This is a genomic window from Pseudoalteromonas sp. MMG012, from assembly GCF_018100875.1.
In the GTDB taxonomy this organism is placed as follows: Bacteria; Pseudomonadota; Gammaproteobacteria; order Enterobacterales; family Alteromonadaceae; genus Pseudoalteromonas; species Pseudoalteromonas aurantia.
Genome location: NZ_JAGJEF010000015.1, coordinates 55,119 through 72,792 on the forward strand (window position 1 = coordinate 55,119; position 17,674 = coordinate 72,792).

A 17,674-nucleotide genomic window follows, 5' to 3' on the forward strand; every position below is an offset into this window, starting at 1 on the left:
ACAATGAATAGCCGATTTTTGGATATATGTCAGTTGGAGCATGTTGAAAATGGCAAGGGCACTGGCGTCCTTGCATTACAAAATTACCAAGGATTGATGGGAGTGAGACCACTATTTCTTGCTCTGGAAGGAATACATCAAGCTGCTGTTCGGATTGGAAAAAAGGTGATTGCAGGAGCGAGTGCTAGAGACATACGTGTTCTTCCGGTCAATATAAATCAATTCAGCCAGGCTGATGAACTAGAACTAAAGGCGTACCAGTTTACATGTGAAGCGGAGCCTTTTGGTCCTTCTGCACGTGTGACCGTTACAGTGTTGGATGAGCAAACCGGTGATTCAGTAGCGCAAGCCCAGATCACCGTCGCTAAACTCTAAATGAGGAAAAATAATGATAATCAATAGCGACAATCAAGCAATATTTACCAATATAAAGTGGGTCAGTGAAACGACATTTGAATTCTCATTGGATGGTGGACATTTTTTATTTAATGAGCACTTTCCTAACTTTCCAGTTGTCCCGGCATCATTGATAGTTGAACTGCTACATCAAAATTTAGCACAGATGTTAGCGATGAAGAATACCAAGTTGCTGATAAAAAATGCGAAGTTTTTGGGCCCTATGGTCCCAGGTCAAATATACCGTTGTCAGTTTCAAGCAAAATCAGATGACGTGTATTTATTTACGATATCTGATTTGACAAACAAAGCTTATAACAAAGGTCTCATGACATTAGAGGTTGATTCAAGGAGGCAGCATGCTGCGTAAAATACTTTTAGGGGTGGGGCCGTGGATCACATTCAGCTTAGTACTTAGGTTTGGCACCATTGAGCTTATCAATGTTGCTTGGATCGCATTTTTTGTATTACACACATATTTTGGACGTCAGTACCTTAAAGCTGGGAACCCGCTCTCATGGGTGTCATCGATGCTGTTTTTAACCCTGTTTGCGAATGGGATATTTGGTTGGTCTTACTGGGCGCTTCAGTACGGAGCTCAGATTTGTTATAGCGTATTTGCGCTCACGGCATTGCTGTCAGTGGTAGCAAATAAACCATTCACCTTGACACACTCCAAACTCACGACACCAGAAGAGTTTTGGGGGCATCCAATATTTCTTAAAACAAATAAAGTGGTATCACTATTTTGGGCGGCCGGGTTTGCATTAAATGGCACTGTAATGATGTTTGAAGCAAGTTACCCATGGCTATCACTTTTGACCACTTATTTGGTACTGACACTGGCAATTGTGTTCAGCGACCGTTATCCAATCCATATTAGAAATAAAGCAATGCAAATGCGGGAAAAAGCTGAACGTGAAGCCGCAATGAAAGCAGCTGCGCCTTCAGTGGCTTAACCAAAGGAAATTTTATTATGACAAAACAAATGTTAATCATTGCTCGTGGTGAGTACGAAAGCTTTTTAAAACTCGATGGTAGCAGTATTTTTGATAACTTACCGTGTGGTGGGGTGATTTTAGCTGATAAAGGGAACGAAAAAGTATTTGGTAGGCTAACAGATAAGTTTAAGGTAGAGACCATTCGCTTTTCTGATGAACACACGCTGCTAGAAAAAGCGCAGCAACTGCATCTGGAATATCAATTTAGTGCTGTTGCTACCCTAGATGAGTCAAATATAGGCTTAGCTGCACGCACTCGTGAACTGCTTAAAATTGAGGGTATGCAAAGTGATGAAGGCTTGCGCTTCAGAGATAAAGTGGCGATGAAGCAGCAGCTAAAAAATACGAACGTAAAGTTTCCACAATACACGTGTTGTGCTGACTTGGAAGCTGCGAGCGGCATGCTAAAGCAGTTTGGCAAGTTGGTTATTAAACCTAAGGATGGCTTTGGCAGTAAAGAAGTCGTGTTTGTGAGCACAGACAGTGAGCTGCAGGAATGGGCGAAAAAGCATGAGAGCAACCTAGCTAGATTTGAAGCTGAAGAATTTATTGAAGGTCAACTCTTTCATATCAACGCGATGATTATTAATGGTGAGACAAAGTTAACGGCACCTGCGGCATATTTACCGGGGATGAGTAATATTGATTTTTCTGCCGGGACGCCATTCATTAGTGTGATTGTGGAAGATGAACAATTGAAACAAGCACTGATTGAGTTTTCGGATCAAGTTAATGCAGCCTTTGAGATTAAAAATGGGGTGACTCATTTAGAATGTTTTGTATCACCGAGCGGAGAATTGACTTTCTGTGAAGTTGGTTTACGCCCTGGCGGTGGCGGTATTGTGTGGATGATAGAGTCTCAATATGGGGTAAATTACAGCGAAGCCGTACTTGCTATTGAAGCAGGATGCACTGGCATTCTTCCTAAGATAAACACACAAAGAGTTGATGTCGCTGGGCTTATAGGTATTCGCTCTAACATATCGGGTTTTGTTACTGACTGTATGTCGGTGGATGATTTAGCGGATAAGAGAATAAAATTGAAGCAATCATTTGTACAGCCAGGCTCATTTAAAGCCGCTTCGGCACACTGTACTGACTTTTTAAGTTTGTTTGTGTTTGATTCGAAGAACACGGATGAATTTCACCTTATGTGGCGAGACATTCAACAACAATTTCAAAAAAATCTATCTTTTACAACAATTTAATTTTAATAGTATTTAAAAAATAAGGAATAAAAAAATGAACACGATTAGTTTAAACAACTGTGAGCACAACTTTGATTTGGTGAACGTAGATATGGGCAAGAGCTCATTCGAAGAAGTGGATGCATCAGGTTCAACATTTAACCAAGTGAACTTGTGTGGCTCTAAGTTCGAAAAAGTTAAGTTAGACAAATCAGAATTGGATGGTGTTGTTTGTGAAGAGGTTAATATGGTGTCAGTTAACTTACATAATGCCACTATCACGCGCAGTAATTTGCATAATTTAAAAATATCTAGTTGCAACTATGAAGGGATGACAATTGAAGGTATTGAAGTATTTAAGTTATTGCAGGCATATCAATTACAACAGTCAGCATAATGGTGGATTAAAATGAATATTCTCATCGTTGGGTGTGGTGGGATTGGCGGTTACTTTGGTGCTAGGCTTCTTGAAGCTGGCATCAAAGTCACGTTTCTTGCCCGGCAGAATACAGTTAATAGATTGAAAAAAAATGGGTTGCATTTAAAGAGTGGGAGAGGAGATGTGAGCGTCAAAGATATTGACGCGCTTACTAAAGAGGAAATTACAGGCCCATTTGATGTCATTATATTAACGTGTAAATCATATGATTTGGCTCAGAGCCTCCGGGATTGCCAAAAGGCGGTAGGGCGATCGACTTATATTTTACCAATGTTAAATGGCTTTGGGCATTATGAGAAAATAGGCTCTGCTTTTCCTGACGCTCAGTTATTGTATGGCTATTGTAATGTAAGTACTGCTAGAAATGCTGATGGAGAGATCCAACACTTCAATTCGATTCATGAAATGACAATTGGGACTGATGATATTGCACAACAAGATGAGGTTTCTTTTAAAGCGCTGATTGAGTTGTTAAAAAGTGCGCATTTTAATTTAAGAGTTAGCAAAAACATTCAGCAGGAATTATGGGAAAAGTTCACTTTCATTAATGCGCTGGCCGGATGCACCACTTTATTGCGTGGCACCATTGGCGAGCTAATTAATACAGAACATGGACAGGCTGTTGCGGTTCAAATTATTGATGAGTGTCAAAGTGTGGCTTCAGCCCATGGTTTTTCGATACGGCCAAGGTCAAATAAAATAACACGGGATGCGTTTTTACAGGTGGGATCACCGCTTTCAGCATCGATGTTAAAAGACATAGAAAATAACCATAGAATAGAGCTAAATTTACTCTCAGAATTATGTGAGTTCGCGGCGGAGAAGGCTGTAAAGGTGCCTTTGATGTGTGCAGCACACAGTCAACTTGAAGTGTATTTAAATAATAATAAGGAGTTTAGGCATGAGTCGTGAAGACAAGGTATATCAACAAGCAATTGAGCAGGTAAGTAAAATTAAACATTTTTATCAGTTTCTTTTAAAAGGATTACTGTTGTGTGTGGCATTAATGTTGATCAATGTGGTGACGAGTCCCGAGTATATGTGGAGTTTGTGGGTTTTGGTAGCATGGTTGGTTATTGCATCGCTAAAATGGGTCAGTACATTTGGTTTTGGCGCGCTATTTGATAGAAATTGGGAGAAAAAGCAAGTTGAAAAACGCCTGTCTCAGCTGAGCGAGTGAGTTTCAGTATGCGCACTATATAGCAGGGGCAAGTTCAATAATGTCTGTGCTACCTAGTGCGTATTGATCAATTGAGCACTGTGTGGAGCCACATTTAATTCTTCGCGGTGTACTGTTTAAATGAATTAATTTAATCAGCTCGTACTCCCCGCCATTTTCCCATATTTGTAAAGTCTTTCCGTTTAGCATCAGGATATAGTCATTCGTGACTGTCCACTTATCGGAAAAGTAGCTCTCAAAATCAGGAATTATCAATGTTTTCTCTCGTGTGTAGGCGTTGTATCGCCAAAGGCCTGGTTGTCTAAACTCAGTGAGGTAAATATTTTGGCCGACAAAGTGCCCTGTATACCCAGAAACCCCAAGTAATTCTTTTTGTTGAGTTTCCAAATTGAATGATTCTAAGTACCAACTTTCACCAACTTCCTTACTATACAAAACTTTATTGTCGGTTGCCGAATATGAATAATTTTCGATATTCGGGGTATTATCTTTTAAAGTTGAAATTTCACCTGTGGTTTTATCAATTTGAATTAGCTTACCAGGCTTCGTGGTTAATAATATGGACCCAGCGTCGGTTAATGTTTTTATGTTCTTAAGCATGCTACTGTCAGAGAGCATCTTATTTTTATAACCTTGGCTTTTCCAAATGCCAGTTTCGTTTGAGCGATTGCTAATGAAGTAAAAACTGCCATCCTTTAATGGACGTGTCGGTGTATGTTCCAAGTAGTCACTTTTTTCTCTATCAGTGAGGCTGAAGTCATTCAGTGAAAGGAAAGCAAGCTCGGCTTTAAAAAAATCTCCCGTACTGAGAAAGATAGAGCCGTTTATTGCCATAGGCATATATAATGCCGTTGATAAGTCGTAGACTGTGTCTATCGCATCATCTTCCATTGAGTAATTGAGCAGAACTTCTCCATTGGTAAATATGATTTCGTCATCAGAGTACCAACTTAATTTATCGATTATGTATGGTTTCGCAAATAGTTTCCGTGTTTCACCTGAGTGCATGTCCATAACCCAGATACTTGACTTTTCCCAAAATAAATCTCTAATAAATGCAATTTTACTCCCGTCAGGACTGACTGTCGCGCCATAGTCACCACGGCCAGTTGTTGGGGGGGAGGTTAAATTTCTTTCTAAACCTGTTGTTAAGTCATGCTTTACGATCACGAAAGGTTCAGTGACATCTCTACTTTGAGCGTAGAAGATAGCATCACCTGCCTTGGAAAACTCTATGGACATAATATCCCGCTGTGTTTCACACGCTGAGATTAGCCTTTTTTCATTCATGATTAATTGACCGTTGGAAACGCGTGTGATGTATAAGCATGAACGATCACCATCAACTTCGACAAAAGCCAGAGCGTTGCTGTCTTTAGAAAATGCAAATGAAGTGATCGAGTGCGCGCTTTCTAAGCTGATGGATTGCTTCTCCTCGGTATCCAAATTCTTGGAAATCAGAGAAAATTCAGACTCTTGTTCGTTTATATAGACCAGTGTTTTCTTATCCGGAGATATGGAAAAGTTGTATTCCAAACCACGTTCAAACGTGAGGGTTTTTTGCATGAATGAGGGTTTTGAGAATGACGCCGAAAAATTTGGAAATAGCGAGAACAAGGTCCCTAACGCCACTGTTAGAGCGGCTGCAATCATGGATTGCTTCACTCGCTTTGGTTGTATTTTTACCTTGTTAACGATGTGATTGGTTTGATCTGTCTCTATAGGAGGGATCAATTGATCATTTTTTGTCGTGACTTCAGTATATTCTTGCTCAGTGAATGTTGTGACCGACTCGAACTCAGCGAAGCGATAACCTCTTTTTGGCACTGTGAGAATATATCTTAAATCAGGGTCGCCACAATTTATATGCTTTCTGAGCTCTGAAATGACAGAGGCAATCGTGTTTGTATCACGAAATTGTGTGCCCCAAACTTTGAGTAGCAGGGTGTCATAGTCGACGGTTTTACCTTGTGCTTCGAGCAAAGCTAGCAAACATGCATTGTGTCTCGCGGCAAGCTGAGTAGAGCCCCCATTCGAAAATATAAGTTCATTATTTGACGAAAAAAATGTCCAATTGGGTGTCGCGTAAATATCCATGGCATTTGGGCCTTAACTACTCGAAAGAGATAGAAAGTGAGAAGTATTTATTCATTATTGGTTAATGTTTTGAACTAGTATCTTTTCTGTAAATTACAATGTCAACACAATATTATTTAATTGACTTAAAGTTAACATTGTAAATTCCATTATCCACATTTAATCATTTATACTAATCCGCTAGGATGGTTTTTTATTTTTTACCCATATAAATTGATTAGATTTAATGGTTTAAGGTAGGAGGGTGGTGATAAGAAAATAATTTAATGCTTTTTACTGAATGTTCTATTTGGAATAAATTTAGAATTTCAAAACAATAAGCATAAATAAAGGAAAAGTAAAAGGTTGAATTTAAGCAAGTCATTTAGTCGAATATAGGTGATGATATTGCCAAGTGTATGGATAAAAGCAATGGCGTGATTGGCGGCAGTCCAGCGTTAAAGACCGCAGTAAAATATGTGTTGTAAACTTTAAAGTCAGACATTTTAGAACGATAAATACTCGTCATGAAGCGATAAGTAAATGGTTTTCTGTGTAATTAACTATTGTTTTTTATACCTTTAATAATATTGTAAATGACTTCTGTGTGTAAGTCTTAGTGGTCATTTGTTGGGTTAGCGGTGTTGATGGGTTGTAATTGTGTTATGAGAATTGTTTAAAATTGTAATGTAGGGTTGCGTAGGGTGCTGATGTGCTGAATTATAGAGCGATACAATGGAATAGGATTTCTCGTGAAAAAAGCCATATTTACTTTAGCGATAGGTGATAACCCAATGTACCGGGCTGCGATTGCTAGCTTCCGCTATTATGCCGATAAGGTCGGCGCAGATTTAATCATTTCAGATCAACTTCACTTCCCAATCTCTATTGAGAAGCCAAAATATAATGCCAGTCCTGCTTGGACAGAAAAACTGCGTATTGGTGACCTGCTTCGTGAATATGATCGTGTTCTTTATGTAGATGCAGATGTATTAATTACGCCTAATGCACGGAATGTGTTTGAGCTATACACAGATAGAGAAACAACTTATTGGTTTGATGAAGGGGTGGTACAAGATCGAGATAACGATATTGCGTTGGTCTGTGATGCGTTAGGTGATGTTTGTTGGCCTAAAAATAATGAACGGTTTGTTTATTATAATGCTGGCATTATTCTCACTTCAAAAGAGAGCGGTTTGTTTAAAAAAACAAAGTTAGATGACTTACAGCGTATCTGTAATGAGATAATGATCAAAGTTATTTTAATTATCTGTTACATAGATACTCAATAAAGCATGCGTCGTTGGACAAAGCATTTAACCGCATGGATATGTTTGGAACTGATGATTATTTAGAGGCTGACTTTATACATTATGCAGGGAAAGGGTATGCTAAAAATAGCCGTCGACGAGATGTACAGTTTTTGAAAGATTTTGGCAATTTATACCATAACCTTTTGCCCGTGGAGCAAGTTGCTAATTTGAAAATACGGGCATGGCAGGACTATTTGGCGGTTGTTTATAAGAAGTATCCTTTACCAAATAGCGTAATAAAAATGTTCAGTCAGCGATTTGTTCCACATTAGTTTTTACATTGGGAGGGGGGAGCAGATCGGTATAGCGGATGCTCTCACCCATTTGCATTATTTTTAGGTGCATGTTGGGGTTAATGTCTTTAAACGCTTTCTTTAAACGCCTTAATGGTTCGTTAACGTGCTCATAGCCTAAGAGCCAAGTACCGTAACCCCACGGAATAAAGACTTTACAAGCAAGGTCTTGCGCAGCTTTGACAGCATCTTCGGGTGCCAAGTGAATACTACGATAATTGTGGTCATATGCCACTATGGGCATTAAGCAAACATCAAAGCCGTTAAATTGGGCTTTTATATCTTTATAAATTTGACTGTAACCCGTATCGCCGGCAAAAAAGACAGTATGCTCACCGTCATCAAATAACCAGGATCCCCACAGTGTTTTATTCCAGTCGGTTAAACCTCGTCGAGAAAAATGGTGGGCAGGTAAAAAATGAATATTCGTGTTACCGACAGACGTCTGTGTGTACCAGTCCATCTCTGTAATAGGGCCTTGCTTGTAATCAACATTGTCTGTGACGGCTAAGGGAAGAAGCAGCTGTGTATCTGTGGCCAACTGGTTTAACGTTTGTTCACTTAAGTGATCATAATGATTATGAGAAATGACGACACCATCTACAAATTGCAACTGAGCTGTTTTTACCGGTGCAGGTCCCTGCCTTGCCATATCATCGTTGATACTCCGTGCTAACCAGCCGACAAAACCGTCAAATTCACCAAAAACAGGGTCGGTTAAAAAGGCGTCGGTATGGCGTTGTTGCACGAGAAAGCTTGCATGGCCTAACCAGGTTAATGTCTGACGCGCAGTTTCATCGATACGTGGTGTTGGGTATACCAGATCCTGATAATTGAAGCCGGTATCTTTACGTAAGCCGGTGAATGACCCGATATTAATAAAATTAGGTTCTACTTTTTCAATTTCATGGAGTTCAAGAAACTCAATGTTGTCATAAGGATGGTGGGGGCCATGCCCTTTAAATGGACTTGGATATTGATTGCTAAACTCTCCGAGACTATTTTTATTAAAATTAGGATTATCAATCGTTTTAATTGGTAGAGTTTGGCATGCAGTTAAACCAGCAACAAATGTGCTGATGGCAACGTATTTTAATCGTGCGTGCATGATACTCCTGTGTCGTATAGTGGCGCTTATCGAGCCACTATACTGTATTTCGATGCGCACGTTCAACGATTGCTGTTAAGTACCTGTGCGATGGCTTTGTTGAAATCTCTTTGATGTTGGATATTGAGCTTACTAAGTCGAGTATCTTTAAGGGCGCAGTTATAGGGTCTTTGTGCCGTGTGCTCAGGTTTAGACTGAGGCTCAAGTAGCGTTTTCGGGTAGCCTAAAACATCAGCAATGATACACGCCATCTCATATTTACTGAGGGCTTGATGATTGGAAATGTGAAAAATACCGCCGAGGTGCTGAGGTTGTTTGAGTAAATCTCTAATTGTACAAGCAATATCCTCTACATGGGTTGGGTAGCGAATTGCCCAATTATCGTGTTTTGAGTGTTTGAGTGGATTGACTTGTTCGGCGATAACGGTGACTGCTGACTCAGCTAAATGTGTTACATCTCCATACAAGACAGGCACACGAATAATCGTGTGTTGGCCGCAAGTTGCGAGTACAGCTTGTTCGGCACGCTGCTTGCTTTGTCCATAAAAATTAAGAGGGTTTGTTTTTGAAAACTCGTCGTAAGGTGCATTGTCACCATCGAACACATAGTCTGTGCTAATAAATAGTAGGCGTATATTTCTTTTTTTACATTGCTGTGCGAGAAATTCAGTGACTTTGACATTGAGCGCTAGAGCTTGTTCTGGCGCCTGCTCACAAATATCAGGCCTGCGCTCGGCGGCAGCATGAATGAGCGCATCTGGTTGATGTTCATCAAGAAACGCAGTTATTGCTGCTTCATCGTTTAAATCGAGTTTGTGAATATTACCGCTAGCGCGGTTAAAGCCAATACCTTGAGTATTAAAAGAAGCCCCTAAAATGGTCATTAATGAACGACCCATTAAGCCAGTTGCACCTGTTATTGCTACTTTATTCATATACACCCTCTTAAAATTGAGATTTAAGGTATATTATCAGTAAAGGACTCACTAGATAATAACTATAATGAAAGGATTTTGTTTATGATAATAAAAAACTACCAGTGGCTCTGTACGTCGGTATGAGTGCTTTATCCACTGTGACAATTGCCCATGATATCTACCCTAAAGGAAGTGAATGCGAAGTGACATTTGGCTCAAAAACGATATCACTTTCCGCGATGTATTTCACAAAAAACAAAGAAACCGAATTCGAGCAGATTGCGCATGTAAAGCAACGGTTATTTGAAAAAGCAACAAAGGCATTGGCACAATATAATACATCAATGATGATTAAGTCGATGAGGTTTAAAAGTCATAGTGAAGATGCGCTTGTTGCCAAAGCTGAGTTTCTTCCAGTGACTGCTTGTGCGAAGGATATTCCTCGAGTAAACACAACCTCTTTAGATTTATTCAGCAATAATATTATGCATTTAAAGCAGAAAGTAAATCTTGGATATGCAATTTCAGTGAATAAGGAAGTGATCAAAACGGCACCATTGAAATTAGAATCAAACTTGATTTCAGACAATACGATATTTGGTATTAAGTTAGGTGAATCGATGCAGTCCGTTGAAAAAGATTTAGGGCGCTTTAGTCTGCTTTGGCCGCTATCTGATGGCGCATATATTGCGTTCATTGGTCGAGACAATGCATTGTTTTTTTCGGATCACAAATTCGTGGGCTATCAATACAATGAATCTTTACTGCTCATTTCTTTGCGTAATCATTTGGAATTCTTTAATGAGGGGATTCGGGTATATGATCCGACGACGGGAAATGCCTTCTCAAGTGGAGAAGAACTAACCACTGCACGTGTTAAAGCCTTAAAAGGCGCATATAAAAATGTGCAAATAGTTAAAGTAAAGACGTCAGATGAAGCTGTCGCCGATAAATTGGTCGGCTTGAGTATTGGAGATACCTCTTTACTCACGGGGAAGTTTGATGCTTTACCTTGTCCAGACGCAGCGGCACTCTTGCAGAGCGCCCCTGACTTAGATAAGTCGTTAGTCCAATTGTTTGGGATGAGTGGCAAGCGTGCTTTGTTGACTGGGTGCCATCAAAAAATTGAGATGAACCACTATGGCACTGTGACATCAATCGAATTATTAGATCCTTTAACAAGTACGAATATGGAATTGAAAGGAGGTAGCCGGTTATTACAGAGTTTAAAACCATGGCAGTTTGGGACAGTGTCTCAAGGTGACTCTGTGAACCAGTTACCCGCAAATGAGTTGGGTGAAGCGAATTTAGATGTGATTGAATGGAGTAACAATCTCTGGGAGGGTCATTTTGTACTTGATAATGATACGGTTGTGGCGGGTACCCTGATACCCATAAAGCTTTAAACATAAAGGGCGAGGCATGCACCTCGCCTTTGATTTGAACTTTAAGAAGGTTGTGACTGCCCTTCCCATACGCGAGACTTAATGCTGACTAATGCAATGATGATCCCTACACCAATACAGAAGAGACTGATTTGTAAGTAAAGGTTTGGCATCTCTTGCACATTATTTGGATCAAAGTGCCCTGCAAGTAACCCAGAAATAATATTACCAATGGAGTAGGTGAGTACGAATACCCCCATCATTTGACCTGCAAATCGCTTGGGTGAGAGTTTACTGATTGCGCTAAGTGCGACTGGACTTAAGCATAACTCACCAACAGTATGAAGAAAATAAGTCGTGATTAACCAATATGGTGCCACTTTTAGGCCTTGAGCAGCATATTGTGACGCCATAAACATAACTAAAAACCCACTTGCCATGATCACAAGGCCGATTGCACATTTCAAGTTATATGAAGGGGAAATCATGCGTTTTGAGAGATTTATCCATAGAGCTGCAAAGAACGGAGATAGAATAATAATAAATAACGCATTTGCAGATTGAAACCAGGCAGTGGGGATTGAAAATGTACCAATCATACGATCTGTATAATCACGCGCAAATAGGTTTAACGATGACCCGGCTTGTTCAAAACCAGACCAGAAGCAAGCGGAGGCAATGCAAACTAAAAGGAGAGCCCACATCTTCTTTTGTTCATCTTCATTCAAGTCACCTTTGTAGTAAATAAGACCGAAGTAAATAAAAAAGACTAAGGTAAATACGACGGCAACATATTGCGCTACGATCACCGGATTTATGACAATGACACCAGAGTATGTGAAAGTCGTCACTATGGCTATACCGATCAGCACAAGCGTTATTACTGACCAAGCTTGCTTTGCTTGCTTTGGTTCGAGCGGGCTGGTGGGTTTTTCCCCCACACTTGCGATATTGCTGAGTGTTCGTTGATATTGAATTAAACCAATTGCCATACCGACCGCAGCTGCACCAAATGCATAATGCCACCCGACATGCTCCATAAAATAACCACACACGTAGTAGCCAATGACAGACCCTAAATTAATACCCATGTAATATATGGCATAGCCACTGTCTCTGCGCTCATCATCACTATGATACAACTGACCAACCATGGCACTGATATTCGGTTTCAATAAGCCGGTACCCAGTGCGACAAAAATGAGGCCTATAAAAAAGGAATGTGTGGAGGGGACCGCTAAAATTATGTGGCCGATCATGATAATGAGGCCACCATACCATACTGTTTTTTGACCGCCGAGTAAGCGGTCTGCTATCCAACCTCCGGGCAAGCCTAAAAAATAGACGGCGCCAGTGTATAGGCCATAGATGGCAGCGGCAGAAGCTACGGTGAAACCGAGGCCTTGTTCTTGAAGGCTGGCGGTCATAAATAAGACTAAGAGCGCACGCATGCCATAGTAGCTCATGCGCTCCCACATCTCAGTAAAAAAGAGTGTAGAGAGGCCTTTTGGGTGACCGAAAAACCCCGTATCCTGTGATGACATAGGCTGAGTTCCATTATAATAATTGTAATTGTCTGGAACTATTAGTACGTTAAACACACAGTTAATGCAACTAAAGGCGTTATTTCTATTTAGAAGGTGATGTATTAACTAATTGATATAAATCATTAATATTATGAATCTCGATGTGGGGAAGGCCAAGGTATTTGTACTTAAACTGTTGGTTATTCAACCAGAGGCTATAACAGCCAGCCAAGTTGGCGCCTTGTACATCACTGTCTAAGCTATCACCAATATGTAAAATCTCCGATTTTTTCACATTTAAAACGACGGCGGCTTTGTCAAATAGTTCACTATGGGGTTTTGCCGCGCCGTCAGGACCTGCTTTTAAGACGAGTTCAAATTCATTACGCAAATTAAACTTGTCAATTTCAACATTGCCATTGGTGATGGCTATTAGGCGAAACTTCGTGCGTAATGCACCCAGTAAGTCGAGCACAGATTGCTGAACGGTGATGTTACTTCTGGCATCACTAAATGCTTGATAGGCACATGATGCATAATGGTGGGCTTGCTCCTTGGTCAATGGTAGTTTTGACATGCCATATTGCAATGCAACTTTACGCCACCGTGTTACATCATTGGCAAGGGAAGGAGTTTGTTTAACGGTTTGATTGCGACAGTGTGACCAGTAATGAGGGCCTTGTTGAGACCATTGTGTTATTTGACTTAAATAGTCTAGCTGTGCTTGGACTGCTGCTTTGATGACCGGGTGGTTATTGTATAGCGTATCGTCTAGATCAAAGCTGAGCACACTGATGCTATCTATGGCTTTATTAAATCGCATTGTTACTTATTTCGAATGAGGAGATGGCGTTATTATACTAAAAGTCTGTCATTTCGGATCGTTATTTTGTTTTTTCGATCTAGGGTGGGCTTTATCATAAACCTTAGCGAGATGCTGAAAATCAACATGAGTATATACTTGGGTGGCAGATAAGCTGGTATGGCCGAGCATTTCTTGCACAGCACGTAAATCACCACTGGATTCAAGTAGATGACTGGCAAATGAATGACGTAACTTATGGGGGTGAACGGGTGTGCTGATCCCTTGTTTAATGCCCCATTCTTTCATTCTTTCTCTCACGTGGCGAATAGATATGCGCTGTTTACGCTTGCTGACAAATACGGCGAGTTCCTCCTCATGTGCCATAATAGAACGCACAGTCAACCATGCTGTTAATGCATCGAGTGCTTTTGTGCCAACAGGGATCACACGTTCCTTATTGCCTTTACCTAAGACACGAATCTCACCTTCACGAATGTCGCCTATGTTGACATTGACCAATTCGCTGATACGTAAACCACTTGAATACATTAATTCCATCATTGCTTTATCTCGCAATGCTAATGCATCTTCGGCAACGATGTTCAGTAATTGACCCATTTGGTCAACATCAAGGTTTTTTGGTAATGGGCGCTGAAACTTAGGGCCTTTGATCCCTTCACCCGGATTGGCGATTGTCGCCTCTTGTATATGTTTTACTTTTAAAAACTTATACAGACTCCGAATACAGCTTAATTTAAGGTTTATTGTGCGAGGGTTGTATTGTTTAGCGCGTAAATGCATGCTGTATCGGCGGATTTGTTCGGGTAATACATGCAGCCAGCCGTTGCTGTTGCTGCTTTGAAAGTACTGGGCAGCTTGGCGGAGCTGAGTGCTATATTGGGTTAATGTATGTGGAGAATATTGCCGTTCATGCTTTAGATATGCCATAAAATCGTTGATGGGTGAAAGCCAAGCTTGGCTAAGCACGGTATTGGTTGCCGGCATGTGACTAGGCCAAGTCACTCAAGCGCAGTTCAAGAGAGGCAATAAACTCCTTGATGAATAAGTTATCGTTGTTTGAATTGAAGTGTGTTACATCATCACTGGCGAAGGCTAAAATAGCCTCAGGGTGCTGAACACTACCAATTAAATACAACGCAACAGAGCGAGCTTGTAGTTGATTGTCTTTAAGCCAAATTAAGTTGTGTTCCTGTTGTGATAATCGACCAAGGTAACAATTTTGCCGCGTTAATCGAGTCTCGACAATGGTATGTAATGGGTCTGTGTAGGGCAGTAATTCACACGCTATGACTTTGGGGTTCTGACATAAAGTATCAGCGAGCTGCGTCGCGAGGTCGGAAAAGCTATGGCATCGCCATAATTGTCGCTGACACTCACTAAATAGACGAAATACGCGTTCATTTTCAAGGGCGAGTCGAGCTGTTGTCGCAAGTTGGGTTTTCAGCTGAGTATTTTGCTCCCGTAACTTACGCTGCTGCTGTAGTGCGAGATTTGGTAGCCCTTGGCTTTGAGAATACAACTCCAGCTCGAGCAATACATATTGATGGTTGGTAAAAAAGTCTGGGTGACGTATCAAATAGTCACAAATTTTTTGTTCATCAATCGTGAATTGCTGTTTGCTCATATTATTGTCTCATAAGTGAATTATAACGCGGTTTGTCCATCAAATACGTGCTCGGCAGGTCCTGTCATTTTCACTGCGTGACCTTCACCTTGCCAGCGTATTTGTAAGCTACCACCTGGTAAGTCTACTCGTACGGAGTTGGCAAGCTTTTTTTGTGCAATGCCGACGACCACTGCTGCGCATGCGCCACTGCCACAGGCTAAGGTTTCTTGTGCACCACGCTCCCACACTCTTAATTTAATATGCTCATCGTTGAGAATTTGCATAAAACCAATATTGGCTCGTTCAGGAAAGCGTTCATGATGTTCCAGTAAAGGTCCTAAAATGGATACGTCAGCAGTGTCAATATCATCCACTTCCAGTACACAGTGAGGATTACCCATTGATACAACACCACAAAATACAGTACGATCATCGGCGCGCATAATATAGGTTAGTTCTGGTTTTGTTGCTTTGAAAGGAATGCTACTTGGCGCAAAGTGCGGATTTCCCATATTGACCGTGACTTGGCCATCTTTCTCCATATATAAAGTGATATTACCGGATTTGGTAGAGACCGAGATTTTATGTTTATTAGTAAGACCTTTCATTCTAACAAAGCGCGCAAAGCAACGAGCGCCATTGCCACATTGCTCAACCTCAGAGCCATCTGAGTTAAAAATTCGATAGTGAAAGTCTAATTCTGGAGAGTAAGGCGCTTCAACCATGAGTAATTGGTCAAACCCGATCCCAAAGTGTCGGTTAGCGAGCTTTTTTATTTGATCACGAGACAAGAACACGTTTTGGGTGACATTATCGATCACCACAAAATCATTGCCTAAACCGTGCATTTTTGAAAAATTTACAAACATAATGTCTTAAAACTACTCCTGCTAAGGCACCTTGCCATGATTTTTTGTTATTACGATACATGAATTATGGTAGTAATTGCTCACCTTGCCACAATGATTGTAGTGTCTCTCTTTGCCTGATCACATAACATTTTTCGCCATCTACCATTAGTTCAGCAGCGCGGGGGCGCGAATTATAGTTAGAGCTCATTGTAAAACCGTATGCACCTGCACTTCGCTGAGCCAGTAAGTCACCGGCTTGAATGGCAAGCGGGCGGTCTTTACCTAAGAAGTCACCTGTTTCACATACAGGTCCAACTACATCGTAATTATGTGTTGGTGTATCGTCGTTACGTGGTGAAACAGCAATAATATTTTGCCATGCTTGGTAAAGAGAAGGTCTCAGCATATCGTTCATGCCAGCATCAACAATGGCAAAATGCTTTTCTTGGCTTGGCTTTAAGTACTCTACTTGAGTAACTAGAATTCCGGCATTGGCGGCAATGGCACGCCCAGGTTCAAACACCAATTCTAGGTGCGGGTAGTTCGTCAGCTTTGCTTTTACTTCAGCCGCATACGCACTGGGATGTGGTGGTTTCTCACTATCGTAGGGCACACCTAGTCCGCCACCAATATCTAGGTGATGTAAGTTAATCCCTGCGGATTTAAGTTGTTCAATCAACGCAAGAACTTTATCTAATGCAGCAAGAAATGGTTCCACTTCGGTCAACTGTGAACCAATATGAAAGTCGACACCGACCACATCTAGTGCAGGCAGTGCGTAGGCAAGTTGATAGACATCAAAGGCTTGTTTAATATCAATACCAAATTTATTTTCTTTTAAACCCGTTGATATATAAGGGTGCGTTTTAGCGTCGATATCTGGGTTAACTCGAATAGATACACGGGCCGTTTTATTTAATCCGTGTGCGACATGACTGATCCGTTTGAGCTCGGCAATAGACTCAACATTGAAGCACTTGATATTGTGTGCCAATGCAAACTCAATTTCAGTGGAGGTTTTAGCGACCCCAGAAAAAACCACTTTACTGGTATCGCCTCCGGCTTCTATGACTCTTGCCAATTCACCTTTCGATACAATATCAAAACCAGCGCCAAGTTTTGCCAGCACATTGAGGACGGCAATGTTCGAGTTCGCTTTTACCGCATAACAAACAAGGTGTGGATGCCCGTTAGCAGCATTGGTAAATGCATGGTAATGACGCTCAAAAGTTTTTCTAGAATAGATATAACAGGGTGTACCGTATTGCTGAGCAATATCCGTCACCGCGACTTCTTCAGCAAATAGCTGTTGATCTTTATAATGGAAAAAGTCCATGTTAGCGCTCCTTTTCTATCATTGGTTCAACATCTACGCTATGGCTGCGCTGCGTTGGTTTAACGTCGCTTTTTGGGGTGTTGAGATCAGGCTTTGAACCGTGCTCAGGGAGATATAACACGCCACTTTGTCCGCACCCAGTTAGGGTCAAAACGCTTAATATGACTAAAATAAACATGCTTGATTGAGAGAGTATCGCTTTCATTAGATTAATGATGTCAGTGCCTTTATAAT

At 40.9% G+C, this 17,674-nt stretch carries 20 protein-coding genes; 10 read left to right on the forward strand and 10 right to left on the reverse strand.

From position 1 onward, the window contains the following. The first annotated feature begins 3 nt into the window (after nt 1–3). From J8L97_RS07655 to J8L97_RS07685, 7 genes are read left to right on the forward strand one after another with little or no spacing between them, the layout of a single operon-like run. Nucleotides 4–375, forward strand: a complete 372-nt coding sequence (locus J8L97_RS07655) for a hypothetical protein (RefSeq protein ID WP_211048540.1) — start codon at nt 4–6, stop codon at nt 373–375. 13 nt (nt 376–388) lie between these two features. Next, nucleotides 389–766 (forward strand): hypothetical protein, encoded by a 378-nt coding sequence (locus J8L97_RS07660; protein ID WP_211048542.1) that lies wholly within the window; start codon nt 389–391, stop codon nt 764–766. Next, nucleotides 756–1,355 carry an amine oxidase gene (locus J8L97_RS07665; protein ID WP_211048544.1) on the forward strand — a complete coding sequence of 200 codons (600 nt, stop codon included), beginning with the start codon at nt 756–758 and terminating at the stop codon, nt 1,353–1,355. Before J8L97_RS07660 ends, J8L97_RS07665 begins: the two co-directional genes overlap by 11 nt. A gap of 17 nt (nt 1,356–1,372) precedes the next feature. Continuing rightward, nucleotides 1,373–2,605: an acetyl-CoA carboxylase biotin carboxylase subunit family protein gene (locus tag J8L97_RS07670; RefSeq protein WP_211048546.1), complete on the forward strand. Its 1,233-nt coding sequence runs from the start codon at nt 1,373–1,375 to the stop codon at nt 2,603–2,605. A 34-nt stretch (nt 2,606–2,639) separates the two neighbouring features. Continuing rightward, complete coding sequence (locus J8L97_RS07675) at nt 2,640–2,981, forward strand: pentapeptide repeat-containing protein (RefSeq protein WP_211048548.1); 342 nt, start codon at nt 2,640–2,642, stop codon at nt 2,979–2,981. A 12-nt stretch (nt 2,982–2,993) separates the two neighbouring features. After that, nucleotides 2,994–3,935: a ketopantoate reductase family protein gene (locus J8L97_RS07680; RefSeq protein ID WP_211048550.1), complete on the forward strand. Its 942-nt coding sequence runs from the start codon at nt 2,994–2,996 to the stop codon at nt 3,933–3,935. After that, nucleotides 3,925–4,203 (forward strand): 2TM domain-containing protein, encoded by a 279-nt coding sequence (locus tag J8L97_RS07685; protein WP_211048552.1) that lies wholly within the window; start codon nt 3,925–3,927, stop codon nt 4,201–4,203. The genes J8L97_RS07680 and J8L97_RS07685 overlap by 11 nt, the downstream gene beginning before the upstream one ends. A gap of 15 nt (nt 4,204–4,218) precedes the next feature. Here J8L97_RS07685 and J8L97_RS07690 read toward each other — a convergent pair whose 3' ends face one another. Continuing rightward, nucleotides 4,219–6,300 carry a winged helix-turn-helix domain-containing protein gene (locus tag J8L97_RS07690; RefSeq protein WP_211048554.1) on the reverse strand — a complete coding sequence of 694 codons (2,082 nt, stop codon included), beginning with the start codon at nt 6,298–6,300 and terminating at the stop codon, nt 4,219–4,221. A 731-nt stretch (nt 6,301–7,031) separates the two neighbouring features. Here J8L97_RS07690 and J8L97_RS07695 point away from each other — a divergent pair. Both J8L97_RS07695 and J8L97_RS07700 read left to right on the forward strand, forming a co-directional pair. Continuing rightward, nucleotides 7,032–7,571 carry a hypothetical protein gene (locus tag J8L97_RS07695; RefSeq protein WP_211048555.1) on the forward strand — a complete coding sequence of 180 codons (540 nt, stop codon included), beginning with the start codon at nt 7,032–7,034 and terminating at the stop codon, nt 7,569–7,571. A gap of 11 nt (nt 7,572–7,582) precedes the next feature. Continuing rightward, a complete protein-coding gene (locus J8L97_RS07700; RefSeq protein ID WP_211048557.1) occupies nt 7,583–7,864 on the forward strand; it encodes a hypothetical protein in 282 nt (93 codons plus the stop codon). On the opposite strand, the gene J8L97_RS07705 is transcribed toward J8L97_RS07700, so the two are convergent. Together J8L97_RS07705 and J8L97_RS07710 are read right to left on the reverse strand one after the other, a co-directional pair. Further along, nucleotides 7,839–8,993: an MBL fold metallo-hydrolase gene (locus tag J8L97_RS07705; RefSeq protein ID WP_211048559.1), complete on the reverse strand. Its 1,155-nt coding sequence runs from the start codon at nt 8,991–8,993 to the stop codon at nt 7,839–7,841. The genes J8L97_RS07700 and J8L97_RS07705 overlap by 26 nt on opposite strands. 62 nt (nt 8,994–9,055) lie before the next feature. After that, nucleotides 9,056–9,928 carry an SDR family oxidoreductase gene (locus tag J8L97_RS07710; RefSeq protein WP_211048561.1) on the reverse strand — a complete coding sequence of 291 codons (873 nt, stop codon included), beginning with the start codon at nt 9,926–9,928 and terminating at the stop codon, nt 9,056–9,058. A gap of 104 nt (nt 9,929–10,032) precedes the next feature. Between J8L97_RS07710 and J8L97_RS07715 the strand changes: the two genes are divergently transcribed. After that, complete coding sequence (locus tag J8L97_RS07715; protein WP_211048563.1) at nt 10,033–11,316, forward strand: hypothetical protein; 1,284 nt, start codon at nt 10,033–10,035, stop codon at nt 11,314–11,316. A 41-nt stretch (nt 11,317–11,357) separates the two neighbouring features. On the opposite strand, the gene J8L97_RS07720 is transcribed toward J8L97_RS07715, so the two are convergent. The 7 genes from J8L97_RS07720 to lptM all read right to left on the reverse strand — a co-directional run bounded on the left by J8L97_RS07720 (nt 11,358) and on the right by lptM (nt 17,645). After that, a complete protein-coding gene (locus J8L97_RS07720) occupies nt 11,358–12,839 on the reverse strand; it encodes a peptide MFS transporter (RefSeq protein ID WP_211048565.1) in 1,482 nt (493 codons plus the stop codon). Between the two features lie 85 nt (nt 12,840–12,924). Further along, nucleotides 12,925–13,644, reverse strand: coding sequence for an HAD-IA family hydrolase (locus J8L97_RS07725; protein ID WP_211048567.1), 720 nt, complete (start codon nt 13,642–13,644; stop codon nt 12,925–12,927). Nucleotides 13,645–13,692: 48 nt separating this feature from the next. Next, on the reverse strand, nt 13,693–14,631 hold the full coding sequence (gene xerC / locus J8L97_RS07730) for a tyrosine recombinase XerC (RefSeq protein WP_211048569.1): 939 nt from the start codon (nt 14,629–14,631) through the stop codon (nt 13,693–13,695). A gap of 4 nt (nt 14,632–14,635) precedes the next feature. Then, on the reverse strand, nt 14,636–15,271 hold the full coding sequence (locus tag J8L97_RS07735) for a DUF484 family protein (protein WP_211048571.1): 636 nt from the start codon (nt 15,269–15,271) through the stop codon (nt 14,636–14,638). A gap of 20 nt (nt 15,272–15,291) precedes the next feature. Further along, nucleotides 15,292–16,122 carry a diaminopimelate epimerase gene (gene dapF / locus J8L97_RS07740; RefSeq protein WP_211048573.1) on the reverse strand — a complete coding sequence of 277 codons (831 nt, stop codon included), beginning with the start codon at nt 16,120–16,122 and terminating at the stop codon, nt 15,292–15,294. Nucleotides 16,123–16,186: 64 nt separating this feature from the next. Beyond that, nucleotides 16,187–17,440 carry a diaminopimelate decarboxylase gene (gene lysA / locus J8L97_RS07745; protein ID WP_211048575.1) on the reverse strand — a complete coding sequence of 418 codons (1,254 nt, stop codon included), beginning with the start codon at nt 17,438–17,440 and terminating at the stop codon, nt 16,187–16,189. Nucleotide 17,441: 1 nt separating this feature from the next. Next, nucleotides 17,442–17,645 carry an LPS translocon maturation chaperone LptM gene (lptM, locus tag J8L97_RS07750; RefSeq protein ID WP_211048576.1) on the reverse strand — a complete coding sequence of 68 codons (204 nt, stop codon included), beginning with the start codon at nt 17,643–17,645 and terminating at the stop codon, nt 17,442–17,444. Between the last annotated feature and the right edge of the window lie 29 nt (nt 17,646–17,674).